The sequence below is a fragment of the Pseudomonas sp. GW822-FHT03F08 genome, assembly GCF_058801265.1.
This window is the reverse complement of record NZ_JBXANC010000017.1, coordinates 1-23,376: the sequence shown is the minus strand read 5'-3', so window position 1 is coordinate 23,376 and position 23,376 is coordinate 1. Positions and strand designations below refer to the sequence as shown.

The window sequence follows — 23,376 nt, the reverse complement described above, 5'->3', positions numbered from 1 at the left end:
ATGGACAGTGTTCGCAACACAGGGCCCGCAGGCGGGCCCTGTGAAGGAGATCAACTTAGTTCAAGTGCTCGACGCGGATCCGCACAACCGGACCGACCACGCCCGCCAGGGCTTCGAGGGCGGCGATCGCATCGTTGATGTGCTGTTCCAGCACGCGGTGGGTCAGCAGGATCATCGGCACCAGGCCGTCGTGTTCCTCGACTTCCTTCTGCATGATCGACTCGATGTTGATGCCGCGCTCCGACAGGATGCTCGCCACCTGAGCGAGTACGCCCGGATGGTCCTTGGCCTGAATGCGCAGGTAGTAGGCGCTTTCGCAGGCTTCGATCGGCAGGATCGGGTGGGCCGACAGCGAGTCCGGCTGGAAGGCCAGGTGCGGCACGCGGTTTTCCGGGTCGGAGGTCATGGCGCGAACCACGTCCACCAGATCCGCGATCACCGACGAAGCGGTCGGCTCCATGCCGGCGCCAGCGCCGTAGAACAGGGTCGAACCGGCAGCGTCACCGTTGACCATCACCGCGTTCATCACGCCGTTGACGTTGGCGATCAGGCGATCGGCCGGGATCAGCGTCGGGTGTACGCGCAACTCGATACCCGCGGCGGTGCTGCGTGCCACGCCCAGGTGCTTGATGCGGTAGCCCAGCGCTTCGGCGTAGTTCACGTCGGCGGTGGTCAGCTTGGTGATGCCTTCGGTGTAAGCCTTGTCGAACTGCAACGGAATACCGAACGCGATCGAAGCCAAGATCGTCAGCTTGTGCGCCGCGTCGATGCCTTCGACGTCGAACGTCGGATCGGCTTCGGCGTAGCCCAGCGCTTGCGCCTCGGCCAGCACGTCTTCGAAGGTGCGACCCTTCTCGCGCATTTCGGTGAGGATGAAGTTGCCGGTGCCGTTGATGATCCCGGCGACCCAGTTGATACGGTTGGCGGACAGGCCTTCACGGATCGCCTTGATCACCGGAATGCCACCGGCTACCGCCGCTTCAAATGCCACGATCACGCCTTTCTCGCGTGCCTTGGCGAAAATTTCATTACCGTGAACAGCAATCAGAGCCTTGTTCGCGGTGACCACATGCTTGCCATTCTCGATGGCCTTGAGTACCAGCTCGCGGGCAACGGTGTAGCCGCCCATCAGCTCTATGACGATGTCGATCTCAGGGTTCGTGGCCACTTCGAAGACATCGTTGGTAATCGCAATACCGGTCGTCTGGAACTGAGGCTTTGGCGTGCGCATGGCAATTTGTGCCACTTCGATTCCACGCCCGGCACGACGAGCAATTTCCTCGGCGTTGCGCTGAAGTACGTTGAAGGTACCGCCACCGACGGTCCCTAACCCACAGATGCCTACTTTGACCGGTTTCACTGTGAACTCCCCATAAAACGGCCGACGCGAGGCCGGCCGTGAAAACAACCGCGCAATCGCGGCTCTCTATTGATGGCCCGGCCATGTTGCCGCCGGACCACGCTCGTCAGCGCCTGAGCGTGACGATGCGAATTACTTCGCGCCCAGCGCCAGTTTGGCGACTTGTGGCGCAGGCTGGTAGCCCGGAATGACTTGTCCGTCAGCCAATACGATGGCCGGTGTGCCGTTCACGCCGATCGACTGACCGAGGGCGAACTGCTTGGAAACCGGGTTCTCGCACTTGGCAGCCTTGATTTCCTTGCCATCGACCATCTTGTCCATGGCCGCTTTCTTGTCTTTCGAGCACCACACGGCTTGCAGTTGCTCGTCACCCGGCGAACCCAGGCCCTGGCGCGGGAATGCCACGTAACGCACTTCGATGCCGCGCTTGTTCAGCTCCGGCACTTCGGCGTGCAGCTTGTGGCAGTACGGGCAAGTGGTGTCGGTGAAAACGGTGATGTGCGACTTGGTTTCGCCCACGGCCGGGTAAACCACGGTCTCGGCCACCGGGATCGCATTGATCAGTTTGGAAATGCCCAGGCGCTCGGTCTTCTCGGTCAGGTTGACCGGTTTGCCGTCCTTGAGCTGGAACATGTAGCCCTGAACGATGTACTGGCCGTCGGCGCTGGCGTAGAGCACGCGGCTGCCCTTGAGCTTGACTTCGTACAGGCCCGGCAGCGGGCTGGCGGTGATGGTGTCCACCGGCACGTCGAGCTGGAGGTTTTCCAGGCTCTGGCGGATGGCTTTGTCGGCCGCATCATCGGCGACGGCAAAGGTGCTGACCAACGCAATGGCTGCGGCGGCGAAAATCTGGGTCAGACGCATGAGAACTCCTGAAGGCGGACAAATGGAACGTTCAGAACGCCCGTGCCGGAACACCGGGTCATAACCGTCCATCGTGCAAACCGGCAAAGCCTACCACATAAGGTTCGCGTGACCGAATGCGCCTGTCGCAAGACAGCCAGCGCTCAGCCTCGAGGGTGATGCTTGGCATGCAGATCCTGCAACCGCGCCCGGGCGACGTGAGTGTAGATCTGCGTGGTCGACAGGTCGCTGTGGCCCAACAACATCTGCACCACCCGCAAGTCGGCGCCATGGTTGAGCAAGTGCGTGGCGAAAGCGTGACGCAGCGTGTGGGGCGACAGCGATTTGCCGATGCCGGCGACCTTGGCCTGATGCTTGATGCGGTGCCAGAAGGTCTGGCGAGTCATCTGCTCGCCGCGCTGGCTGGGAAACAGCACATCGCTGGGGCGTCCGCCCAGCAACTCGCCGCGACCATCGCGCAGGTAACGCTCGACCCAGACAATCGCTTCCTCGCCCATCGGTACAAGGCGCTCTTTACTGCCCTTGCCCATTACCCTCAATACGCCCTGACGCAGGTTGACCTGCTCCAGGGTCAGACTGATCAGCTCGGTTACCCGCAAGCCGCAGGCGTAAAGGACTTCAAGCATGGCGCGGTCACGCTGGCCGATGGCTTCGCTCAAGTCTGGCGCCCTCAGCAACGCTTCAACGTCGGCTTCTGACAGGGATTTGGGCAACGGCCGACCGAGTTGCGGCATGTCGACGCGCAAGGTCGGATCGACCGAGATCAGTTTTTCCCGCAACAGGTAGCGATAAAAGCCACGTACACCCGAGAGGAATCGCGCGGTAGAACGGGGTTTGTAGTTCTGTTCCAGGCGCCAGGCCAAGTGATCAAGGATCAATTCACGACCGGCGTTGATCAGCTCGAGATTTTTCTCCTGTAACCAGCCGTTGAACAGTGCGAGATCACTGCGATAGGCGTCGCGGGTGTTGTCGGAAAGACCTTTTTCCAACCATAGGGCGTCGAGAAACTGATCAATCAGCGGGTGGTCGATGGCGGGCATAAAAGCTCAGGCAAGGCAGAGATGGCGGACAGTCTTTCATAGCCCGCCCGTACACGGAACCTTCAGGCGGCAAAACCAGGCAGAACCGGTACCGGACGCTTGTCGTCGTCAATCGCGACGAAGCTGAACTGCCCGTGAATCGCCTTTTCGCGCCCGTCGCAGCTCATGCTTTCAACGAACACTTCCACCTCGACCTTGAGGCTGGTGTTGCCGACCTTGATCACCCGCCCGACCAGTTCGACGATGGAACCTGCCGGGATCGCGTGGTTGAAATCGATACGGTCGGTCGACACGGTCACCAGTGGCAAGCGGCAGAAACGCGTAGCGGTGATGAAGGACACTTCGTCCATCCAGGCCAGCGCCGTGCCGCCGAACAGGGTGTTGTGATGGTTGGTGGTCGGCGGGAAAACCGCCTTGGTCACGCGGGTCACCGAGAGTTCGGTGCGGCGTTCGATTTCTTGGTCACGAGATGTCATGGATACGGCCTGAAGCAATAGTGCTGTGGATAAATTGCGGACAACAAAAAAGCAGCCCGTAGGCTGCTTTTTTCTGCATCGGAAGCTGGACTTAAGCCAGTTTTTCCTTGATGCGAGCTGCTTTACCCGACAGGTCGCGCAGGTAGTACAGCTTGGCTTTACGTACGTCACCGCGACGTTTAACAGCCATGCTGTCGATCTGCGGGGAGTAGGTCTGGAAAGTACGTTCTACGCCAACACCGTTGGAGATTTTACGAACGGTGAACGCACTGTTCACGCCGCGGTTACGCTTGGCGATTACAACGCCTTCGAACGCTTGCAGACGGGAACGATCGCCTTCCTTCACTTTCACCTGAACGACAATGGTGTCGCCCGGGGCAAAGGTAGGGATTTCTTTGGTCATCTGCTCTGCTTCGAGTGCAAGGATGATTTTGTTGGTCATGCTGTGCTCCTAAGGTAAATCGTCGGATTTACCATCGATACGTTGTTAACTATCGTCCCGCTCGCGGATGTATTCCTCGAGCAGCTTCTTCTCTTCTCCAGAAAGCGAGCGGCTTTCCAGAAGATCGGCGCGTCGTTCATAGGTCCGACCAAGGGACTGCTGTAAACGCCAACGCCGGATGTGCGCGTGGTTGCCACTCAGCAACACGTCGGGTACACGCTGATCCGCATACACCTCAGGTCGGGTGTAGTGCGGGCAATCCAGCAGACCATCCGTAAAGGAATCTTCCTCGGCGGAGTCCGCATGCCCTAAAGCTCCAGGCAGCAGTCGTGTAACCGCATCGATCAGGACCATGGCCGGCAGCTCGCCGCCAGACAGTACATAGTCGCCAATCGACCACTCTTCATCGACATGAGCTTCAATAAAACGCTCGTCAATGCCTTCATAGCGACCGGCAATCAGGATCAGTGCATCCGATTTCGCCAGTTCGCGTACCGCCGACTGAGTCAGTTGACGGCCTTGGGGGGACAGGTAAATCACCTTCGCCGCCTCCCCGGCTGCTGCCTTGGCCTGAACCAGAGCATCTTCCAGGGGCTTGATCTTCATCACCATGCCCGGACCACCGCCAAACGGGCGATCGTCCACAGTGTGATGCCGATCCGTCGTGTAATCCCGCGGATTCCAACAGGTCAGCTGCAAGAGCCCCTGTTTGACCGCACGACTGGTGATGCCGTAGTCGCCAATGGCGGAAAACATCTCGGGAAACAAACTGATCACTTCTACGCGCAAGTTAGCCACGCTTAGAAGTCCGCGTCCCAATCCACCTTCATCTCGCCCGCTGCGAGGTCGACGGCCAACACGCATTGCTCCGTATAGGGCAACAGGCGTTCGCGATCATCCAGGCTGCCAGCGCAAGGCTTGACTACCATTACATCATTGGCGCCGGTTTCCAGAAGATGATCGATTTTCCCGAGCAATTGCCCCAGTTGATCGATGACCTTCAGACCTTCCAGCTGGTACCAGTAGTACTCGCCTTCGGTCAATTCAGCGAACAGGTTGCGCGGCACGCAGATCTCATAACCGGCCAGAAGACGAGCTTCTTCACGATCATCAAGACCCTTGAGCTTTGCGACCAGGAACTTGTCGCTCCCGCGTCCACTGACCAGCTCGACCTGTTTGACATTGCCTTCGCGCTTGAGCGTCCAGGTTTTGTACTGCAACAGGTTTTCAGTCGGATCAGTAAAGGAATAAACCTTCACTTCGCCGCGAACGCCGTGAACAGAATAAATTTTGCCAATAACGATCAAATCATCAGCAATAGCAGGCGTCGCGTTCATATTGCTCAGGCCGCAGCCTTAGCCGATTCCTTCAACAACTGAGCAACGCGCTCAGAAGGTTGTGCACCAACGCTCAGCCAGTAGGCAACGCGCTCTTGGTTCACGGACAGACGGATTTCCTGACCACGGGCAACAGGGTTGAAGAAACCAACCTGTTCTTTGTGGGAACCGTCACGCGGGTTGCGGGAGTCGGTTACGGTCAGGTGGTAAAACGGGCGCTTTTTGGAGCCGCCAAGGGCAAGACGGATTGTTAGCATGTGAACATCGTTCCTGTAGTCGGTGCTGCAAATCTAAATGCACAGCGGGCATGGGTGCCCGAAAGGCCGCATATTCTAAGGAATATCCGGACTTTTGCAAATGACTTTTTCCGGCGCCTATGGCAGGCCGTGCAGATTTGCATATAGGGCCGTCTTTTAAAACGGCCGGTCAGCTCCCGCCGAGTGCGGGTTTGCTGTTGATCCTGCGTCCTTGCAGGGTCTGCGCCGGTGCGACGACCGGCGAAGTCTTTACATCTTTGGCATGCCGCCGCCGGGCAACATTCCGCCCATGCCGCGCATCATTTTCGCCATTCCGCCCTTGGCGGAGAATTTCTTCATCATCTTCTGCATCTGCTTGTGCTGCTTGATCAAGCGACCGATGTCCTGCACCTGAGTGCCGGAACCCATGGCGATCCGGCGCTTGCGCGAACCGCTGATCAGCTCAGGGTCGCGGCGCTCGGCCGGGGTCATGGAATTGATGATGGCTTCCATCTGTTTGAATTGCTTCTCTGCGGCGTTCTGGGCATTGCCCATCTGCGACAGGTTCACACCACCGATGCTCGGCAGTTTGTCCATGAGGCCGCCGAGACCGCCCATGTTCTTCATCTGTTGCAGCTGATCGCGGAAGTCTTCGAGGTCGAAGCCCTTGCCCTTCTTCAGTTTCTTGGCCAGTTTGTCGGCCTTGTCCTTGTCGAGGGTCGCTTCAGCCTGTTCGATCAGGCTGAGCACGTCGCCCATGCCGAGGATCCGCGAAGCGATACGCTCCGGGTGGAACGGCTCGAGGGCTTCGGTCTTCTCGCCCATACCGATGAACTTGATCGGCTTGCCGGTGATGGCACGAACGGACAGCGCGGCACCGCCACGGGCGTCACCGTCGACCTTGGTCAGAATCACACCGGTCAGCGGCAGTGCATCGCCGAAGGCCTTGGCCGTATTGGCGGCGTCCTGACCGGTCATGGCGTCGACCACGAACAGGGTTTCGACCGGGTTGATCGCGGCGTGCAGCGCCTTGATCTCGCCCATCATCTCTTCGTCGATGTGCAGACGACCGGCGGTATCGACGATGACCACGTCGATGAATTTCAGTTTTGCTTCTTTAATAGCCGCGTTGGCGATGTCGACCGGCTTCTGGCTCAGGTCGGACGGGAAGAACGTCACGCCGATGTCGTTGGCCAGGGTTTCCAGCTGTTTGATCGCCGCAGGACGATAGACGTCCGCCGACACGACCATGACCGACTTCTTCTTGCGCTCTTTAAGGAAGCGCGCCAGCTTGCCGGCGGTAGTGGTTTTACCGGCACCCTGCAGACCGGCCATCAATACGACGGCTGGCGGCACGGCACTCAGGTTCAAATCTTCGTTGGCCGCGCCCATCAGGCTTTCGAGCTCGGCCTGGACGATTTTCACGAACGCCTGGCCCGGCGTCAGGCTGCGCGACACCTCGGTGCCGACAGCGCGCTCCTTGACCGAATTGACGAAGTCCTTGACCACCGGCAGGGCGACGTCGGCTTCGAGCAACGCCATGCGCACTTCGCGCAGGGTGTCTTTGATGTTGTCTTCGGTCAGCTTCGCCTTGCCAGTGACATGGCGCAGCGTCTGCGAGAGACGGTCGGTTAAGTTTTCAAACATTGCGCGATCCTTTCAGGCCCTGTGTAGACCGGGATAATGGCGGCCCAGACCGGAATCAACATGTGCTCGGCGAGCCTGCGGCGTGGGCAGGTCGCGGATTATAGCGAAGACTGCGTCTGGCGGACACCTCGCTGTCAGCTTGCTGAGTCTTTCGTGCCATGGCGGTTCTATGCCAAACTCAGCGCCTTTCGGGCTTGCCTAACAGGATTTATGCTCCCCTTGTCACCGAGTTTGCTGACCACCCTCGCCGCCGCCCTTCTATATGCCGCTGCGACCCTCTATCAGGGCACCCGCCTGGCCACTGGCGCCAAGGCCAACAAGCGCCTGCTGGTCACGCTCGGCGTGCTCGCCGTGCTGGCCCACAGTGCCAGCCTGCTGACTCACCTGCTGACGCCGATCGGTCTGGGCCTGGACTTCTTCAGCGCTTCGAGCCTGATTGCCGCGGCAGTCATTGCCCTGACCCTGCTGGCCTGTTCGCGGATCCCGGTGGAAAACCTGCTGGTCCTGTTGTTCCCGCTGGGTGCGATCACCGTGTTGCTGGCGCAGTTCGCACCCACCGGCACCGTGCAGATCATCGACGAAGAGCCGGGCATCCTCGCGCATATCCTGCTGTCGATCCTCGCCTACGGCATGTTCACCATCGCCGTGTTCCAGGCGTTGTTGCTGCTGGTGCAGGATCACCAGCTCAAGAACAAGCACCCGTCCGGGCTGATCAAGAACTTCCCGCCGCTGCAAACCATGGAAAGCCTGCTGTTCGGCTTCCTCTGGGCCGGCTGGACGCTGCTGTCGCTGTCGCTGATTTCCGGCTGGCTGTTCGTCGAGAACCTGTTTGCCCAGCACCTGGTGCACAAGACCCTGCTGGCCTGCCTGGCCTGGGTCGTGTTCAGCGTGCTGTTGTGGGGCCGCAACCGCCTGGGCTGGCGCGGCCACAAAGCGATCCGCTGGACCCTCGCCGGTTTCTGCCTGCTGATGTTGGCGTATTTCGGCAGCAAACTGGTCCGTGAATACATCCTGCACATCTGACGGGCGGCATAAATGGACGGTTTGCCCATAGGGCCGATGCTCGCGGTATTTGTCCTGCTGATTCTCTGGTCGGGATTGTTTACCGCCATCGAAGTGGCGCAACAGCATCTGCTGGCGCAACGCACCGCGTCGCGCGCCAGTGACAAACCACTGGCAAAACTCAGCTTCCCGCTCGACAGCCTGATCCTGTGCAACACCCTGTGCCGCGCTCTCGCCGTGGTGCTTGCCACGCTACTGGCGATTTTCCTCTGTGAAGAGAACGGTCCCTGGGCAGCCTGCCTGGGCGCCAGCGCCGTATTGCTGGTATTTGCCGACTATTTCCCGCGCACCCTCGCCCAACGTTATCCGGACGCCGTGCTGTCATTCGGCAATTCGTTGCTGGCTGTTCCGCTGAAAGTGATCTATCCGCTCGCATGGCTGCTGAGCAGCATCAGTGGTTTGCTGTTGCGTCCGCTGGTGCGCAAGCCTCAGGTCGTGCAGCAGAGCGAAGACGACGTCCCCGCTGATCGCCATGACGACCCGGAGCACTCGTCTCGCCCGCACCCGGTTTCCGGCATCCATGCGCTGGACAACATCACGGTCAACGACATCCTGGTGCCTCGCAGTGACGTCGACGGCATCAATCTTGATGACCCGATCGAAGAGATCATCGAGCAATTGCGCCACAACAAGCGCACGCGCCTGCCGGTTTTCCACAGCGACATCAACCAGGTCGAGGCCGTCCTCAACACCCGGCAGATCCGCCACTTGCTGGACAATCACGCCCTGACCCGCGAAGCGCTCCTCGCCGCCAGCTACGAGCCGTATTTCGTCCCGGAAAGCACGCCACTGCAACTGCAGCTGCTGAACTTCCACAAGCAGCAGCGGCGCCTGGGCATGGTGGTGGACGAGTACGGCGAAGTGTTGGGGATCGTCACCCTGGAAGACATTCTCGAAGAAATCGTTGGCGAATTCGAAAGCGAGCACAGCCTCGACAACCCGCATATTCATCCGCAGGCCGATGGTCGCATGGTGATCGACGGCGCCGCCTCGATCCGCGAGCTGAACAAATGCCTGGGCTGGCACCTGCCCAGCGACGGCCCCCGGACTCTCAACGGTCTGGTGACAGAAGCTCTGGAAACCATCCCGGAAAGCGCGGTCTGCCTGAAGATCGGGCGCTATCGCCTGGAGATCCTCGAAACCGAGGAGAACCGCGTAAGCAAAGTGCTCATCTGGCACACCAGCTCGGCACCGGCACTCACACCCGTCCGCTAGCTCGCCCCTTGTTCAATCGTTAGCCACCTTCCTATAATCGGGGCGCTTACCCAAGCCCCGCCGAACCGCGTGCTTACCCCGCACCCGACTGGTTCCGGCCGGTTCATCGCCGCTTTCCGCATCACACCGACGACTGTTCCTACTCGAAACAGCGCTCGTGCCCAATCCCATATCCCTGGGTGTTCGACCATAATAATTCGCTCCAACGGAGCTCATGACTGTCAGGGATCACCGCATGACGACCAGTACCGCTTACAGCGACACCGCGCCTGCCCAACCGACCAACTCCGCCACCCGCGTGGCCACGGCAAGTTTCATCGGCACGGCCATCGAGTTCTACGATTTTTACGTCTACGCCACTGCTGCTGCGCTGGTGATCGGGCCGGTATTCTTTCCGCAGACATCCGGCACGGCGCAGATGCTCTCGGCATTCCTCACTTTCGGTATCGCTTTCCTCGCCCGCCCGCTGGGTTCGGCATTGTTTGGTCACTTCGGCGACCGTATCGGACGCAAATCAACACTGGTGGCTTCCCTGCTGCTGATGGGTGTCTGCACCACGCTGATCGGCGTGCTGCCGGGTTACGACAGTATCGGGGCGTGGGCGCCGATCCTGTTGTGTGTGCTGCGCTTCGGCCAGGGCCTGGGATTGGGTGGTGAATGGGGCGGGGCGGCGCTGCTGGCGACCGAAAACGCACCGAAAGGCAAACGCGCGTGGTTCGGCATGTTCCCGCAGTTGGGCCCTTCGATCGGTTTTCTGGCGGCCAACGGCCTGTTCCTGACCCTGGCCATGACGCTCAATGACGAACAGTTCCGCAGTTGGGGCTGGCGGATTCCGTTCCTGCTCAGCGCGGTGCTGGTGATGGTCGGGCTGTATGTGCGCCTCAAACTTCACGAAACGCCAGTGTTCGCCAACGCCATTGCCCGTCAGGAGCGGGTGAAAGTGCCGCTGGTCGAGCTGTTCAGCCAATACTGGGCACCGACGTTGCTGGGCGCTGCCGCCATGGTGGTGTGCTACGCGCTGTTCTACATCTCGACGGTGTTTTCCCTGAGCTACGGCGTGTCGACGCTGGGCTACAGCCGCGAGACATTCCTCGGGCTGCTGTGCTTCGCAGTGCTGTTCATGGCGGCCGCCACGCCGTTGTCTGCCTGGGCAAGCGATCGTTACGGGCGCAAACCGGTGCTGATCGTCGGTGGGGTGCTGGCAGTTCTTTCCGGGTTTCTGATGGAGCCGTTGCTGACTCAGGGCTCGACCTGGGGCGTGGCGCTGTTCCTGTGCATCGAGCTGTTCCTGATGGGGGTGACGTTCGCCCCGATGGGCGCGCTGCTGCCGGAACTGTTTCCGACGCACGTCCGCTATACCGGCGCATCGGCGGCCTACAACCTCGGCGGGATTGTCGGGGCCTCGGCGGCACCGTTCTTCGCGCAGAAACTGGTGGCGATGGGTGGTTTGAGTTATGTCGGCGGGTATGTGTCTGCGGCCGCGGTGCTCAGCTTGATCGCTGTGCTGTGCCTGAAGGAGACGCGCCATAACGACCTGAATCAGGTGTCGTAAGCGCAATGATCGCTCCCGCACAGGCGGTCGCGATCAGATAGCGAGATTACAGCTCTACAACGACTGCCTGAGAAGCACGGGTCGCCTTGGCACGAGCGGCCTCGATCGACTCGTCACGCGCCAGGGCCACGCCCATGCGACGCTGGCCATTGACCTCAGGCTTGCCGAACAGACGCAGCGCGGTATCCGGCTCGCTCAGTGCAGCGCCGAGGTTGGCGAATGCGGTCTGGGTCGACTGACCTTCCACCAGAATCACCGCCGAAGCCGATGGGCCGAACTGACGGATCAGCGGTACAGGCAGGCCGAGGATCGCCCGGGCGTGCAGGGCGAACTGCGACAGGTCCTGGGAAATCAGGGTCACCAGACCGGTGTCGTGCGGGCGCGGCGACACTTCGCTGAACCACACCTGATCGCCCTTGATGAACAATTCGACGCCAAACAGGCCACGACCACCCAAGGCTTCAGTTACCGCTTTGGCAACGCGCTCGGATTCAGCCAGTGCAATCGGGCTCATGGCCTGTGGCTGCCAGGATTCCTGGTAGTCGCCTTTCTCCTGACGGTGGCCGACCGGCGCACAGAACGTGGTGCCACCGATATGACGAACGGTCAGCAGGGTGATTTCGTAGTCGAAATCGATGAAACCTTCGATGATCACCCGACCTTTGCCAGCGCGACCGCCCTCTTGCGCGTAATCCCAGGCTTTCTGCACGTCAGCGACGCTGCGCAGCAGGCTCTGGCCCTTGCCCGACGAACTCATCACCGGTTTGACGACGCACGGGAAGCCGAGGTCCTCAACGGCTTTGCTGTAGTCCTCGAAGGTGTCGGCGAAGTGGTACGGCGAAGTCGGCAGATCCAGCTCTTCGGCGGCCAGACGACGGATGCCTTCGCGGTTCATGGTCAGTTGAGCGGCGCGAGCAGTCGGGATCACGGTGAAACCTTCAGCTTCCAGCTCGACCAGGGTAGCGGTGGCGATGGCTTCGATTTCCGGCACGATGAAGTGCGGCTTCTCGGCTTCGATCACCGCACGCAGGGCTGCGCCATCGAGCATGTTGATCACGTGGCTGCGATGAGCAACCTGCATGGCCGGCGCATTGGCGTAACGGTCAACGGCGATCACTTCAACGCCCAGGCGTTGCAGCTCGATCACCACTTCCTTGCCCAACTCACCACAGCCACACAGCAATACGCGGGTCGCGGTCGGCGACAATGGAGTTCCGATACGGGTCATCTCAGGTCCTCAAAGAAGCGGATCATCGAGGAAAGCAACGCCAGACGCGCTTTCCATGGGGAGAAAGCGCGGCATTTTACATGAACCTGAGGGTTTGGCTTCAGCCGGCGACAGCCTGTTTACGCTCGCGCCAGGCCATGATCAGCCAGACGGCGGTGACACCGGCGAACTTCGAGGCCAGGGCAGTGATGATCACCGGTGGCGTCAGCAGGTCGATCATGCCGAAAAAGATGAAGGTATCGAGGGGAATGCTCAGCGCCGAACTGATCCACAGGCGGTCACGCAACGGCCGCTTGGTGACGGTGAACACCAGCCAGTCGATGCACTCGGACACCGCGAACGCCGTGGCGCTGGCCAGCGCAATCGATGGATCGGAGGTGACATAGGACAGCACCAGCGCCGCCAGCATCGCCGCAATCGCACCGTGGCCGAACCGGATCTGCACCATGTCGCGCAACACGAACACCAGCCCGCCCCAGGCTGACCAGATGATGTCCAGGTGCGGCGCGGTGGAGAAGGCGAAATTGATCAGCACGACACTGCTGATGTAAGCGATGAGGAAAATCATGGGCGTGACCTGTCAATTTGGCGCACAGGTTACTTCAGCCCTTCGACGACGCCAATCAAATCGGCTATTGCCCAGGCGTTTTGCCGATCATCCAGACCAGCCCACTAGACTTCGCCCGCTCATGACACAACCCCAGCACCGCCCGCCGCTCGTCGTTGGTCATCCGGCTCCAGCGGGTGATTTCCTCGACCGTTCGCTGGCAACCGGTGCAAATGTCATCGTCATCCAACGCGCAAATATTCACGCAGGGCGAGGCCACCGGCCGCTCAACCGTATTCATTCTTCCTGCTCGACCAGATCGCGCGCATAGCGCTGCGAGTTATGTACATAGTGGGCGGCGCTGGCTTCGAGCATCTTCTTCTGTTGTTCGGTCAACTCACGCACCACTTTGCCCGGCGAGCCCATCACCAGCGAACCGTCGGGAATTTCCTTGCCTTCGCCAATCAGCGAATTGGCGCCGATGATGCAGTTTTTACCGATTTTCGCGCCGTTGAGAATGACCGCGTTGATGCCGATCAGGCTGTAGTCGCCGACCGTGCAGCCGTGGAGCATGGCGTTGTGGCCGATGGTCACGCCGGTGCCGATGGTCAGCGGGTAGCCCATGTCGGTGTGCATCACGGTGCCGTCCTGCACGTTGCTGTTCTTGCCGATCAGGATCAGTTCGTTGTCGCCGCGCAACACGGCGTTGAACCAGACGTTGGCGCCCTCTTCCAGTCTGACCTTGCCCACCAGCACGGCATTGGGGGCGACCCAGCTCTGCGGATGGGTCTCGACACGGGCGTCGCCCAGGCGGTATTTCATCTTGTTTTCCTCAGGGCTCACGATGGCTGGCCATTCGAACGATGGCTTCAGGTGTTGATAAAGCTTTTGGGCGGCTGATGCAGGCTGATTTTGGCGTCATAGAGCAGGTTGATCAACTCGACGATCATGATCGCCGTCAGCCCCCAGATCTTGTATTCGCCATAACGATAGCTCGGCACGTACCAACTGCGACCCTGATAGTCGATGCGATGGGTGTGTTCGCGCGGATCCTTGCGGAAGAATTCCAGCGGCACACTGAACACCGCAGCGATCTCGGCATCATTGGCCTGGTATTCGACGAAATCGGGAATCACCCCGACATACGGTGTGACCTTGATGCCATGCAGGGAGATCAATGGGCTGAGCGGGCCGATCACTTCGACCAGGCCGGGCGGCAGGCCGATTTCTTCTTCGGCTTCACGCAGCGCGGTAAAGATCAGGTCCGGATCCTCCGGATCCCGTCGACCGCCGGGAAAAGCGACTTCGCCACCGTGGGTCGAGAGCCCGCTGGCGCGCAAGGTCAGGACAAGCTCGGGTTCGTCACTGCGAGTAATCGGCACCAGGACGGCGGCCTCGGGGAAACGCGTGTCGGTCTCCAGCGTGCGCGGCGTGTGATTGCTTACCCGGTGCAGTAGCTCGTCCAGCATAAGTGTTCTCGATCTGTGCCTTGCCCTGCATCATGCACCAATCAATGCGACCGCCCAAGCCCCGAACAAGGGTCATGTCGCGAAACGACAACTTGCCGACTGACACCGCTGCACGCCAAGATAGGCGCAGCATTCAGGAACCCCAGCATGAAATTTTGCAGCCAGTGCGGCAACCCGGTGACCCAGCGCATTCCCGAAGGCGACTCGCGGCTGCGATTTGTCTGCGACAGCTGTCAGACCATTCACTACCAGAACCCCAATATCGTGGCCGGATGCGTGGCGACCTGGGGCAGCAAAGTCCTGCTCTGCCGCCGTGCCATCGAGCCGCGCCTCGGTTACTGGACGCTGCCCGCCGGCTTCATGGAGAACGGCGAGACCATCGAGCAGGCCGCCATCCGCGAAACCGCCGAGGAAGCCTGCGCCCGGGTGCGTAACCTGAGCATCTACACCCTGATCGACGTGCCGCACATCAGTCAGGTGCATGTGTTCTTTCGCGCAGAGCTGGCGGACCTGGATTTTTCCGCCGGCCCCGAGAGCCTCGAAGTGCAATTGTTCGACGAAGCGCAGATTCCATGGGACGAGCTGGCTTTCCGCACAGTGGGCCGTACCTTAGAATGCTTCTTCGCTGACCGCCGCGCCGAGACTTACCCGGTGCGCTCGGAATCGATCCCGCCGCTCGCTCAACCGGCCATCACTTGATTTCAGCGCCAGCCGGCCGATAACCCGCGTGCGCAGCCCGCGACAGCGCCTGCATAAGATCTATAAATAAATTATCTGCATCACCTTCTGGGGAATCGTTTCAATGCGCTGGTTGCTTGCCCTGTTTTGCCTGTCGTTCGTCACCGTCTCCCAAGCGTCGTTCGTGACCACCGTGACGCCTTCGAACACCCCGCTCATCGAAAAAATACTGGTGCTCAAATCGGCTCATCAACTGCAGTTGATCGCCGATGGCAAGCCGCTCAAGAGCTATCGCATTTCCCTGGGCAAGGGCGCGAAAAAAGGCCCGAAACTGATTGAAGGCGACAAACGCACACCTGAAGGTTTCTATTGGATCGACTGGCGCAAGACCAGCGACAAATTCAACCTGTCGATGCACATCTCCTACCCGAACATCAGCGACTCCGCCCGCGCCCGGCGCGAAGGCGTCGAGCCTGGCGGCATGATCATGATCCACGGCACGCCGGATTCCGAAGACAACCCGGAAAACCTGTTCCACACCCTGGACTGGACCGACGGCTGCATCGCCATGCGCAACGTCGACATGCGCGAAGTCTGGAACCTGGTGCCAGACGGCACGATGATCGAAATCCGCCCCTGATTCTGTCACCAGGGCGCCTGCTCTCTCCGGGCCGCGAAGCGGCCCTTCCCTCTGACCATTGGTCGCCCGCAAAAAATAAATTCAAAAGATCGCAGCCTGCGGCAACGTCTGAACGGTGATACCACTTTCACCCGCCAGAACTGCCGCAGACTGCGATCTTTTGCATTCCAGAGCCCACCTCTAATACCACTTGAAACCACCCACCCTGAAACACCCGATTCCAAAGGACTACAGGCCTTTCCGCCGCGTTGACATGGTATGCAAGTGGTATTAGTTTTCGCCGAAACAGCGAGCGACAACAATCCAATATCAGCTCCGGAAATGCCTGTATGAATGATCTACACGCCCTGCGCCCTGACGACTCCCAGCCGACGCCGCTGTACCTGCAACTGGCGCGCAACCTGGAAGCCGCGATCCATGCCGGCCAGTGGAAAGCCGAACAGGCGATGCCGTCGGAGCGCAATCTCAGCGAAATGCTGGGGATTTCTCGGGTTACCGCCCGCAAGGCGCTGGAAGTCTTGCTCGATCAAGGATTGATCCGCCGCCTGCAAGGTTCCGGCACCTTCATCACCCCACGCCTTGAACAACCGCTGTCGCGCCTGTCGGGTTTCAGCGAAATGCTCCGTCTCAAGGGCTTCGTGCCCAGCTCGCAATGGCTCGAGCGGGAAATCACCCTGCCAACCCACGAAGAACTGATCCGCCTCGGCCTGTCGCCGAACGACAAGGTCGCGCGCATGAAACGCCTGCGCAAAGCCGACGACACGGTGATGGCCATCGAGATGAGCACCCTGCCCGCCTCGATCATGCCCAAGCCGCAAGTGGTGGGCGATTCGCTCTACGAACACCTCGACAGCATCGGCAAACCGATCGTGCGCGCCTTGCAGCACATCCAGGCGATCAACGCCTCGGACGAGTTCGCCGCGCTGGTCGGCATCGCCCCCGGCACCGCGATGCTGCTGATGACCCGGGTCGGCTATCTGGAAGACAACACGCCGATCGAAGTCACCGACACCTATTGCCGCAACGACTACTACGACTTTGTTGCAGAGCTTCGCCGCTGATCAGCAGCCAGGCCAAACGAGAGAAGCGAAATGTCCGAAGACAACATCCTTACCGCTGACGGCTGGATTCGCGGCCGGCTGATCCACGAACACGGCAGAGTCGTGTCCATCGAAGGCGTGCCTTGCGATCCGGCGGGCAACGACCTGCCTTATCTGCTGCCGGGCTTCATCGATCTGCACGTCCACGGCGGTGGCGGCAAGGACATCATGGAAGGCACCAGCGCCTTCGAGACCATCACCAAGACCCACGTGCGTTTCGGCACCACCTCGCTGCTGGCCACCACGATGACCGCGCCGAGTGCCGAGATCTCCAGCGTGCTCAGGGATGTCGGCGAATTCTGCGAGCAGCGTCCGAAAGGCGCCGCCCGGGTCCTCGGCGTTCACCTCGAAGGTCCGTATATCAATCCCGGCAAACTCGGCGCGCAACCGAATTTTGCCCACACCGCGCTGATGGCCGAAGTCGAAGAGTATCTGGCACTCGCGCCGATCCGGGTGATCACCATCGCCCCGGAAATCGCCGGCCACGACGGCTTGATTCGTGAACTGAGCCGCCGTGGCATCCGCATGCAGATCGGCCACACCCTCGGCAGTTACGAGGAAGGTGTCGCCGCCCTCGAAGCCGGCGCCACCAGTTTCACGCACTTGTACAACGCCATGAGCCCGCTGCATCACCGCGAACCGGGCATCGTCGGCGCCGCCCTCGCCCACGCCAAATTCGCCGAGTTGATCCCGGACTTGCTGCACGTGCACCCCGGTGCGATCCGCGTGGCCCTGCGCTCGATTCCTTGCCTGTATTGCGTCACCGATTCGACCGCCGCCGCCGGCATGCCCGACGGCGAGTACAAGCTCGGCAGCCACACCGTCACCAAATGCCTGGGCGGCGTGCGCCTGCCGGACGGCACGCTGGCCGGCAGCACCCTGACCATGGATCAGGCTTTGCGCAATCTGGTGAAGATCGGTCTGCCGATCGCCGAGGCCTCGCAACGTCTTTCGCAATTCCCCGCCGACTACCTCGGCATCACCGAACGCGGGCGCCTGCAACCGGGCGCCTGGGCCGACTGCGTGCGGCTGGATCGCTCACTCACACTGACCGCCGTCATGGTCGAAGGAGAAGACATTGACTTCAAAAATGCTTGAGGAGGCGCTGTCCTCGTTCGAGGCCGTGCAAGCCCAACTGCAACAGCTCGATGGCTCGATGATCGAGATCGCCGGGCGCCTGCGCCGTCAGCCGCCGCAAGTGGCGATGACCGTCGCCCGTGGCAGTTCCGATCATGCGGCGAGCTACTTCGCCTACCTGACCATGCAGCAACTGGGCATTCCGGTGGCGTCGCTGCCGATGTCGGTGGTGACCATGCAACAGGCGCCGTTGAAAGTCAGCGGTCAGGTTGCGTTCGCGTTTTCCCAGTCGGGACAGAGCCCGGATCTGGTCAACAGCCTGCGTCTGCTGCGCAAGCGCGGCGCACTGAGCGTGTCGATGGTCAACGCCGCCGACTCGCCGCTGGAGGCCGCGTGTGAATTCAGCCTGCCGCTGCTGGCCGGCACCGAAAGCAGCGTCGCCGCGACCAAGAGCTTCATTGCCACCCTCAGTGCCAGCGCCCGTCTGATCGCGCACTGGAAAGAGGACAGCGAATTGCTGGAAGCGCACAACGCCTTGCCCGAAGGCTTGCGCGACGCCGCGCAACAGGACTGGAGCCTGGCCATCGACGCCCTGCGTGATTGCGAACGCCTGATGGTGATCGGCCGTGGCGCCGGTTTCGCCATCGCCCAGGAAGCCGCACTGAAATTCAAGGAAACCTCGGCGATCCAGGCCGAAGCCTTCAGCAGCGCCGAAGTCCGTCACGGCCCGATGGCCCTGATCGACGAACACTATCCGCTGCTGGTGTTCGCCCCGCGCGGTGCCGAACAGGCCGGTCTGCTGAGCCTGGCGGCCGAAATGCGCCAGCGCGGCGCCCGCGTGCTGCTGGCCGCACCGGATGACGTGAGCGAACGCGACCTGACGTTGAGCCGCGCGGAGCATCCGGCGCTCGACCCGATCCTGGCGATCCAGAGTTTCTACGTGATGGCGGCCGGTCTGGCCGTGGCCCGTGGCATGGACCCGGATCAGCCGCGACACCTGAGCAAAGTCACTCGTACGCACTGAGTCCGAACCGAACGTTTTCCTGATGAGACCGAGCCATGCACAACAACAATAAAGAGCTGACTTTAAGCGCCCCGCTCAGCGGCCCGGTGCTCACGCTCGCCAAAGTTCCGGACGCGGTGTTCGCCAGCGGCGCGATGGGCGACGGCATTGCCATCGATCCGCTGAACGACACCTTGTATTCGCCCTGCGCCGGGGTGGTGATCCACGTTGCCCGCACCAGCCACGCGCTGACCGTGCGTGCCGACAACGGCGCGGAAATCCTCCTGCACCTGGGACTCGACACGGTCGAGTTGCAGGGCGAAGGTTTCTCGATGCTGGTCAAGGAAGGCACTCGGGTCAGCAGTGGCCAGCCGTTGCTGCGCTATGACCTGGACAAGGTCGGCCGCCAGTGCAAAAGCCTGGTCAGCCTGCTGATCCTGACCAACAGCCAGGACTTTCAGGCGCGTCCCATCACCCTGAAAACGGTGAAGGTTGGCGAACCGCTGCTGCACATAGTTGCTCGTCACAGCACGGCGGCGAATGCAGAAGAAACCGGCGGCCCTGAAGTTCACGGTCACGTGCGGGTCGCCCATCGCGGTGGCCTGCATGCACGCCCGGCCGCGTTGATCCGCCAGACCGCGCAAGGTTTCAAGAGCCAGTCGCAGCTGCATTTCGCCGGCAAGTCGGCGCCGTGCAACAGTCTTATCGGCTTGATGGGCCTGGCGATTGGCGAGCAGGACGAAGTGCAAGTCAGCTGCCAGGGTTCCGATGCGCAAGCTGCACTGCAAGCCTTGCTCACGGCCTTGGCCACCGCTCTGCCCGACGATCATCACGCCACAGCACCGGTTGTTTCTGCACCACGCAATCGCCCGGCCGAGGCCGGCGTGTTGCACGGTGTGTGCGCCGCACCGGGTCTGGTCGGCGGGCCGCTGTTTCGCTTGAACGCGATCAGCCTGCCGGCGGACGCTGGCAATCATCAGCCCGAACACCAATTGCAGATCCTCGACGCGGCACTGAATCAGGTTCGCAGCGAAATCAACGGCACCCTCGCCCAGGCGAAAAAACAGCGTAATGCCGACGAAGAAGCGATCTTCGCCGCGCATCTGGCATTGCTGGAAGACCCAGCACTACTAGATGCCGCGCAGCAATCGATCGAAACCGGTACTGCGGCGACTCACGCCTGGAGTCAGTCGATCGATGTGCAATGCGAGGTGCTGCAGAACACCGGCAGCGCGCTATTGGCCGAGCGTGCCAACGATCTGCGCGACTTGAAACAACGGGTGCTGCGTGCCCTGCTCGGCGAAGCCTGGCATTACGACGTGCCGGCCGGCGCCATTGTCGCCGCCCACGAACTGACGCCTTCGGACTTGCTGCAACTGAGCGCGCAAGGTGTCGCCGGGTTGTGCATGGCCGAAGGTGGCGCGACATCCCACGTGGCCATTCTGGCCCGGGGCAAAGGCCTGCCGTGCATGGTCGCACTGGGCTCGGCGCTACTGGATCAAGCGCAAGGTCAATCTGTGGTCCTCGACGCCGACGGCGGGCGCCTCGAACTGACGCCAAATGGCGAAAGACTGGCCGAAGTCCGGCAAGCCCAGATCGACCGCCAACAACGTCGCGAAGCCCAGCAAGCCCAAGCCCATCTGCCGGCGGAAACCCGCAACGGCGTGGCCATCGAAGTGGTCGCCAACGTCGCCTCCAGCCATGAAGCAGCGGACGCGTTTGCCAATGGCGCCGATGGCGTCGGCCTGTTGCGCACCGAGTTCCTGTTCGTCGATCGCCACACCGCGCCGGACGTCGAAGAACAGCGCACCGCCTACCAAGCGGTGATCGATGCCATGGGCGACAAGTCGGTGATCATCCGCACCATCGACGTCGGCGGCGACAAACAACTCGATTACCTGCCGCTGCCAGTGGAAGCCAACCCGGTTTTGGGTCTGCGCGGTATTCGTCTGGCTCAGGCCCGCCCGGAAATCCTCGATCAGCAACTGCGCGCCCTGCTGCAAGTCAGCCCGTTGCAGCGCTGCCGGATCCTGCTGCCGATGGTCACCGAAGTCGACGAACTGCTGCACATCCGCCAACGGGTCGATGCGCTGTGCCTGGAACTGGGCATCAGCCTACGTCCGGAAATCGGCGTGATGATCGAAGTCCCGGCCGCCGCCTTGCAGGCCGAACAACTGGCCGAACACGCCGACTTCCTGTCCATCGGCACCAACGACCTGTCGCAATACACCCTGGCCATGGACCGCGACCACGCCGGCCTCGCCGCACGGGTCGATGCCTTGCACCCGGCACTGCTGCGCTTGATCGCCATGACCTGCGAAGGCGCGGCGGTGCATAAACGCTGGGTCGGCGTGTGCGGTGCCCTGGCTTCCGATCCGCTGGCGACGCCGGTGTTGATCGGCCTGGGCGTGACCGAACTGTCGGTGAGCCCGGTACAGATCGGCGAAATCAAGGATCGCGTGCGCCAGGTGCACGAAGCCGAATGCCAACGCCTCGCCCGGGACTTGCTCAAGCTGAGCAGCGCCGCCGCGGTGCGTCATGCCTGTCATCAACATTGGCCTCTGCGCTAACAAAAACAACAAGGACAAACGCCATGTACCAACTCTTCATCGAAGGCCTCCAACGCCTCGGCCGAGCGCTGATGCTGCCGATCGCGATCCTGCCGATCGCCGGCCTGCTGCTGCGCCTGGGCGACACCGACCTCCTGAACATCGCGATCATCCACGACGCCGGCCAGGTGATCTTCGCCAACCTGGCGATGATCTTCGCCATCGGCATCGCGGTCGGTTTCGCCAAGGACAACAACGGCACCGCCGGCCTCGCCGGGGTGATCGGTTACCTGGTGATGATCTCCACGCTGAAGGTGCTCGACGCCAGTATCAACATGGGCATGCTCGCCGGGATCGTCAGCGGCCTGATGGCCGGCGCGCTGTACAACCGCTTCAAGGACATCAAGTTGCCAGAGTATCTGGCGTTCTTCGGCGGCCGGCGTTTCGTACCGATCGTGACCGGTTTTGCGGCGGTGGGATTGGGCGTGGTGTTCGGCTACATCTGGCCGCCGATCCAGCACGGCATCAACAGCTTCGGCAGCCTGATGATGGAAAGCGGCAGCTTCGGCGCCTTCGTCTTCGGTGTATTCAACCGCCTGCTGATCGTCACCGGCCTGCACCACATCCTCAACAACATGGCGTGGTTCGTGTTCGGCAACTTCACCGACCCGACCACCGGCGCCCTGGTCACCGGCGACCTGTCGCGTTACTTCGCTGGCGATCCGAAGGGCGGCCAGTTCATGACCGGCATGTTCCCGATGATGATCTTCGGCCTGCCCGCGGCGTGCCTGGCGATGTACCGCAACGCCCTGCCGGAACGACGCAAAGTGATGGGCGGGATCTTCCTGTCGATGGCCCTGACCTCGTTCTTGACCGGGGTAACCGAACCGATCGAATTCGCCTTCATGTTCCTCGCACCGCTGCTGTACCTGGTGCATGCGCTGCTGACCGGGCTGTCGATGGCGATCACCAATGCGCTGAACATTCATCTGGGTTTCACCTTCTCCGGTGGCTTCATCGACATGGTGCTCGGCTGGGGCAAGTCCACCAATGGCTGGCTGGTGATCCCGGTGGGCCTCGCTTATGCGGTCATCTATTACGCGGTGTTCGATTTCTGTATCCGTCGCTTCAACCTGAAGACGCCGGGGCGTGAAGACGTCGCCACCGCCGACAAAGCGGTTCTGACCGAAAACGAACGCGCCGGGGCTTATATCAAGGCACTCGGTGGTGCAGAGAATCTGGTCACGGTTGGCGCGTGCACCACGCGGCTGCGACTGGAAATGGTCGATCGCAACAAAGCTTCGGATGCGGATTTGAAAGCGCTGGGCGCGATGGCCGTTGTGCGTCCGGGCAAGGGCGGGAGTTTGCAGGTGGTTGTAGGGCCGATGGCCGACAGCATTGCCGATGAGATTCGCCTGGCGATGCCCGCATTGGGACGTGCCGTCGTGGTTGCACCTGTCGCCGTCATCGAAACCAGTGAACCGGTTGCAGTCGCTGCACCGCTGGCACAGCAATGGCTGACTGCCCTGGGCGGCAGCGACAATGTGCTACAACTTGATTGCATCGCCATGAGCCGGATTCGCCTGCAACTGGCCGATGGCAAAGCGCTGTCGGAAAGCCGATTGAAAGAACTGGGCTGCCTGGGCGTGAGCGCATTGGAAGATGGCGTGTGGCACTTGCTGGTGGGGGATCGGGCGCAGAGTTTGAGTGCGGCGCTGGAGGGGTTGGTTAATCGGAGTGAGGTGAGTGCCAAGGTTTAGGACCACCACTCAACACGATGAGCGTTAGCTCGAGTACCGCTTTTGACGTGCCGGCCCCATCGGCAGGCTGAGTGGAGGGATTCATCCGGGGGTG

The 23,376-nt window shown here is 61.2% G+C and carries 24 protein-coding genes; 10 read left to right on the top strand and 14 right to left on the bottom strand.

Annotation, left to right across the window (positions count from 1 at the left end; all coding sequences use genetic code 11):
- Nucleotides 1–55: 55 nt before the first annotated feature.
- The 9 genes from AC1RME_RS29020 to ffh form a co-directional block, all read right to left on the bottom strand.
- Nucleotides 56–1,360 carry a homoserine dehydrogenase gene (locus tag AC1RME_RS29020; RefSeq protein ID WP_018926703.1) on the bottom strand — a complete coding sequence of 435 codons (1,305 nt, stop codon included), beginning with the start codon at nt 1,358–1,360 and terminating at the stop codon, nt 56–58.
- Between the two features lie 132 nt (nt 1,361–1,492).
- A complete protein-coding gene (gene dsbC, locus AC1RME_RS29015) occupies nt 1,493–2,224 on the bottom strand; it encodes a bifunctional protein-disulfide isomerase/oxidoreductase DsbC (protein ID WP_007954633.1) in 732 nt (243 codons plus the stop codon).
- Between the two features lie 143 nt (nt 2,225–2,367).
- Nucleotides 2,368–3,264, bottom strand: coding sequence for a site-specific tyrosine recombinase XerD (gene xerD / locus AC1RME_RS29010; protein WP_096819254.1), 897 nt, complete (start codon nt 3,262–3,264; stop codon nt 2,368–2,370).
- A 62-nt stretch (nt 3,265–3,326) separates the two neighbouring features.
- On the bottom strand, nt 3,327–3,740 hold the full coding sequence (locus AC1RME_RS29005; protein ID WP_096819252.1) for an acyl-CoA thioesterase: 414 nt from the start codon (nt 3,738–3,740) through the stop codon (nt 3,327–3,329).
- A 91-nt stretch (nt 3,741–3,831) separates the two neighbouring features.
- The gene (rplS, locus tag AC1RME_RS29000; RefSeq protein WP_003175895.1) at nt 3,832–4,182 is read right to left on the bottom strand and encodes a 50S ribosomal protein L19; all 351 of its coding nucleotides are present in this window, start codon (nt 4,180–4,182) and stop codon (nt 3,832–3,834) included.
- 45 nt (nt 4,183–4,227) lie between these two features.
- On the bottom strand, nt 4,228–4,980 hold the full coding sequence (gene trmD, locus AC1RME_RS28995) for a tRNA (guanosine(37)-N1)-methyltransferase TrmD (RefSeq protein WP_096819250.1): 753 nt from the start codon (nt 4,978–4,980) through the stop codon (nt 4,228–4,230).
- 2 nt (nt 4,981–4,982) lie between these two features.
- Nucleotides 4,983–5,519, bottom strand: a complete 537-nt coding sequence (gene rimM, locus AC1RME_RS28990; protein WP_096819247.1) for a ribosome maturation factor RimM — start codon at nt 5,517–5,519, stop codon at nt 4,983–4,985.
- A 5-nt stretch (nt 5,520–5,524) separates the two neighbouring features.
- Nucleotides 5,525–5,776, bottom strand: a complete 252-nt coding sequence (gene rpsP, locus AC1RME_RS28985) for a 30S ribosomal protein S16 (RefSeq protein WP_003185073.1) — start codon at nt 5,774–5,776, stop codon at nt 5,525–5,527.
- Nucleotides 5,777–6,025: 249 nt separating this feature from the next.
- Nucleotides 6,026–7,402 carry a signal recognition particle protein gene (ffh, locus tag AC1RME_RS28980; protein WP_096819246.1) on the bottom strand — a complete coding sequence of 459 codons (1,377 nt, stop codon included), beginning with the start codon at nt 7,400–7,402 and terminating at the stop codon, nt 6,026–6,028.
- A 210-nt stretch (nt 7,403–7,612) separates the two neighbouring features.
- Here ffh and AC1RME_RS28975 point away from each other — a divergent pair, with 210 nt between their 5' ends.
- From AC1RME_RS28975 to AC1RME_RS28965, 3 genes are all read left to right on the top strand, one after another.
- Nucleotides 7,613–8,425 carry a cytochrome C assembly family protein gene (locus AC1RME_RS28975; protein ID WP_096819244.1) on the top strand — a complete coding sequence of 271 codons (813 nt, stop codon included), beginning with the start codon at nt 7,613–7,615 and terminating at the stop codon, nt 8,423–8,425.
- A 12-nt stretch (nt 8,426–8,437) separates the two neighbouring features.
- Nucleotides 8,438–9,679, top strand: coding sequence for a transporter associated domain-containing protein (locus AC1RME_RS28970; RefSeq protein WP_096819242.1), 1,242 nt, complete (start codon nt 8,438–8,440; stop codon nt 9,677–9,679).
- A gap of 235 nt (nt 9,680–9,914) precedes the next feature.
- Nucleotides 9,915–11,231: an MFS transporter gene (locus AC1RME_RS28965; protein WP_096819238.1), complete on the top strand. Its 1,317-nt coding sequence runs from the start codon at nt 9,915–9,917 to the stop codon at nt 11,229–11,231.
- Between the two features lie 46 nt (nt 11,232–11,277).
- Here the strand turns inward: AC1RME_RS28965 and purT are convergent, their stop codons facing one another.
- The 5 genes from purT to AC1RME_RS28940 all read right to left on the bottom strand — a co-directional run bounded on the left by purT (nt 11,278) and on the right by AC1RME_RS28940 (nt 14,475).
- The gene (gene purT, locus AC1RME_RS28960) at nt 11,278–12,459 is read right to left on the bottom strand and encodes a formate-dependent phosphoribosylglycinamide formyltransferase (RefSeq protein ID WP_096819237.1); all 1,182 of its coding nucleotides are present in this window, start codon (nt 12,457–12,459) and stop codon (nt 11,278–11,280) included.
- Between the two features lie 100 nt (nt 12,460–12,559).
- Nucleotides 12,560–13,027 (bottom strand): preQ0 transporter, encoded by a 468-nt coding sequence (locus tag AC1RME_RS28955; protein WP_096819236.1) that lies wholly within the window; start codon nt 13,025–13,027, stop codon nt 12,560–12,562.
- 64 nt (nt 13,028–13,091) lie between these two features.
- Nucleotides 13,092–13,307, bottom strand: coding sequence for a DUF1289 domain-containing protein (locus AC1RME_RS28950; protein ID WP_096819234.1), 216 nt, complete (start codon nt 13,305–13,307; stop codon nt 13,092–13,094).
- Nucleotides 13,304–13,828 (bottom strand): gamma carbonic anhydrase family protein, encoded by a 525-nt coding sequence (locus tag AC1RME_RS28945; protein WP_011332606.1) that lies wholly within the window; start codon nt 13,826–13,828, stop codon nt 13,304–13,306. The genes AC1RME_RS28950 and AC1RME_RS28945 overlap by 4 nt, the downstream gene beginning before the upstream one ends.
- A gap of 47 nt (nt 13,829–13,875) precedes the next feature.
- Nucleotides 13,876–14,475, bottom strand: coding sequence for a CoA pyrophosphatase (locus AC1RME_RS28940; protein WP_085608172.1), 600 nt, complete (start codon nt 14,473–14,475; stop codon nt 13,876–13,878).
- A gap of 147 nt (nt 14,476–14,622) precedes the next feature.
- Here AC1RME_RS28940 and AC1RME_RS28935 point away from each other — a divergent pair, with 147 nt between their 5' ends.
- From AC1RME_RS28935 to nagE, 7 genes are all read left to right on the top strand, one after another.
- Nucleotides 14,623–15,174, top strand: a complete 552-nt coding sequence (locus AC1RME_RS28935; protein WP_096819233.1) for an NUDIX hydrolase — start codon at nt 14,623–14,625, stop codon at nt 15,172–15,174.
- A gap of 103 nt (nt 15,175–15,277) precedes the next feature.
- Nucleotides 15,278–15,793 carry a L,D-transpeptidase family protein gene (locus tag AC1RME_RS28930; protein ID WP_096819231.1) on the top strand — a complete coding sequence of 172 codons (516 nt, stop codon included), beginning with the start codon at nt 15,278–15,280 and terminating at the stop codon, nt 15,791–15,793.
- Between the two features lie 329 nt (nt 15,794–16,122).
- A complete protein-coding gene (locus AC1RME_RS28925) occupies nt 16,123–16,854 on the top strand; it encodes a GntR family transcriptional regulator (RefSeq protein ID WP_007954613.1) in 732 nt (243 codons plus the stop codon).
- A gap of 30 nt (nt 16,855–16,884) precedes the next feature.
- On the top strand, nt 16,885–17,991 hold the full coding sequence (gene nagA, locus AC1RME_RS28920; protein WP_096819229.1) for an N-acetylglucosamine-6-phosphate deacetylase: 1,107 nt from the start codon (nt 16,885–16,887) through the stop codon (nt 17,989–17,991).
- Nucleotides 17,972–18,994: an SIS domain-containing protein gene (locus AC1RME_RS28915; RefSeq protein WP_096819227.1), complete on the top strand. Its 1,023-nt coding sequence runs from the start codon at nt 17,972–17,974 to the stop codon at nt 18,992–18,994. The genes nagA and AC1RME_RS28915 overlap by 20 nt, the downstream gene beginning before the upstream one ends.
- Nucleotides 18,995–19,029: 35 nt before the next feature.
- Nucleotides 19,030–21,543, top strand: coding sequence for a phosphoenolpyruvate--protein phosphotransferase (gene ptsP / locus AC1RME_RS28910; RefSeq protein ID WP_493092083.1), 2,514 nt, complete (start codon nt 19,030–19,032; stop codon nt 21,541–21,543).
- Nucleotides 21,544–21,566: 23 nt separating this feature from the next.
- Nucleotides 21,567–23,282 (top strand): N-acetylglucosamine-specific PTS transporter subunit IIBC, encoded by a 1,716-nt coding sequence (gene nagE, locus AC1RME_RS28905; protein WP_493092081.1) that lies wholly within the window; start codon nt 21,567–21,569, stop codon nt 23,280–23,282.
- Nucleotides 23,283–23,376: the final 94 nt, after the last annotated feature.

Bases quoted from the DNA above. Each gene is read 5' to 3' on its own strand.
- dsbC (WP_007954633.1), bottom strand. From the start codon at position 2,224: ATGCGTCTGACCCAGATTTTCGCCGCCGCAGCCATTGCGTTGGTCAGC.
- xerD (WP_096819254.1), bottom strand. From the start codon at position 3,264: ATGCCCGCCATCGACCACCCGCTGATTGATCAGTTTCTCGACGCCCTA.
- AC1RME_RS29005 (WP_096819252.1), bottom strand. From the start codon at position 3,740: ATGACATCTCGTGACCAAGAAATCGAACGCCGCACCGAACTCTCGGTG.
- rplS (WP_003175895.1), bottom strand. From the start codon at position 4,182: ATGACCAACAAAATCATCCTTGCACTCGAAGCAGAGCAGATGACCAAA.
- rimM (WP_096819247.1), bottom strand. From the start codon at position 5,519: ATGAACGCGACGCCTGCTATTGCTGATGATTTGATCGTTATTGGCAAA.
- rpsP (WP_003185073.1), bottom strand. From the start codon at position 5,776: ATGCTAACAATCCGTCTTGCCCTTGGCGGCTCCAAAAAGCGCCCGTTT.
- ffh (WP_096819246.1), bottom strand. From the start codon at position 7,402: ATGTTTGAAAACTTAACCGACCGTCTCTCGCAGACGCTGCGCCATGTC.
- AC1RME_RS28975 (WP_096819244.1), top strand. From the start codon at position 7,613: ATGCTCCCCTTGTCACCGAGTTTGCTGACCACCCTCGCCGCCGCCCTT.
- AC1RME_RS28970 (WP_096819242.1), top strand. From the start codon at position 8,438: ATGGACGGTTTGCCCATAGGGCCGATGCTCGCGGTATTTGTCCTGCTG.
- AC1RME_RS28965 (WP_096819238.1), top strand. From the start codon at position 9,915: ATGACGACCAGTACCGCTTACAGCGACACCGCGCCTGCCCAACCGACC.
- purT (WP_096819237.1), bottom strand. From the start codon at position 12,459: ATGACCCGTATCGGAACTCCATTGTCGCCGACCGCGACCCGCGTATTG.
- AC1RME_RS28955 (WP_096819236.1), bottom strand. From the start codon at position 13,027: ATGATTTTCCTCATCGCTTACATCAGCAGTGTCGTGCTGATCAATTTC.
- AC1RME_RS28950 (WP_096819234.1), bottom strand. From the start codon at position 13,307: ATGAATACGGTTGAGCGGCCGGTGGCCTCGCCCTGCGTGAATATTTGC.
- AC1RME_RS28945 (WP_011332606.1), bottom strand. From the start codon at position 13,828: ATGAAATACCGCCTGGGCGACGCCCGTGTCGAGACCCATCCGCAGAGC.
- AC1RME_RS28940 (WP_085608172.1), bottom strand. From the start codon at position 14,475: ATGCTGGACGAGCTACTGCACCGGGTAAGCAATCACACGCCGCGCACG.
- AC1RME_RS28935 (WP_096819233.1), top strand. From the start codon at position 14,623: ATGAAATTTTGCAGCCAGTGCGGCAACCCGGTGACCCAGCGCATTCCC.
- AC1RME_RS28930 (WP_096819231.1), top strand. From the start codon at position 15,278: ATGCGCTGGTTGCTTGCCCTGTTTTGCCTGTCGTTCGTCACCGTCTCC.
- AC1RME_RS28925 (WP_007954613.1), top strand. From the start codon at position 16,123: ATGAATGATCTACACGCCCTGCGCCCTGACGACTCCCAGCCGACGCCG.
- nagA (WP_096819229.1), top strand. From the start codon at position 16,885: ATGTCCGAAGACAACATCCTTACCGCTGACGGCTGGATTCGCGGCCGG.
- ptsP (WP_493092083.1), top strand. From the start codon at position 19,030: ATGCACAACAACAATAAAGAGCTGACTTTAAGCGCCCCGCTCAGCGGC.
- nagE (WP_493092081.1), top strand. From the start codon at position 21,567: ATGTACCAACTCTTCATCGAAGGCCTCCAACGCCTCGGCCGAGCGCTG.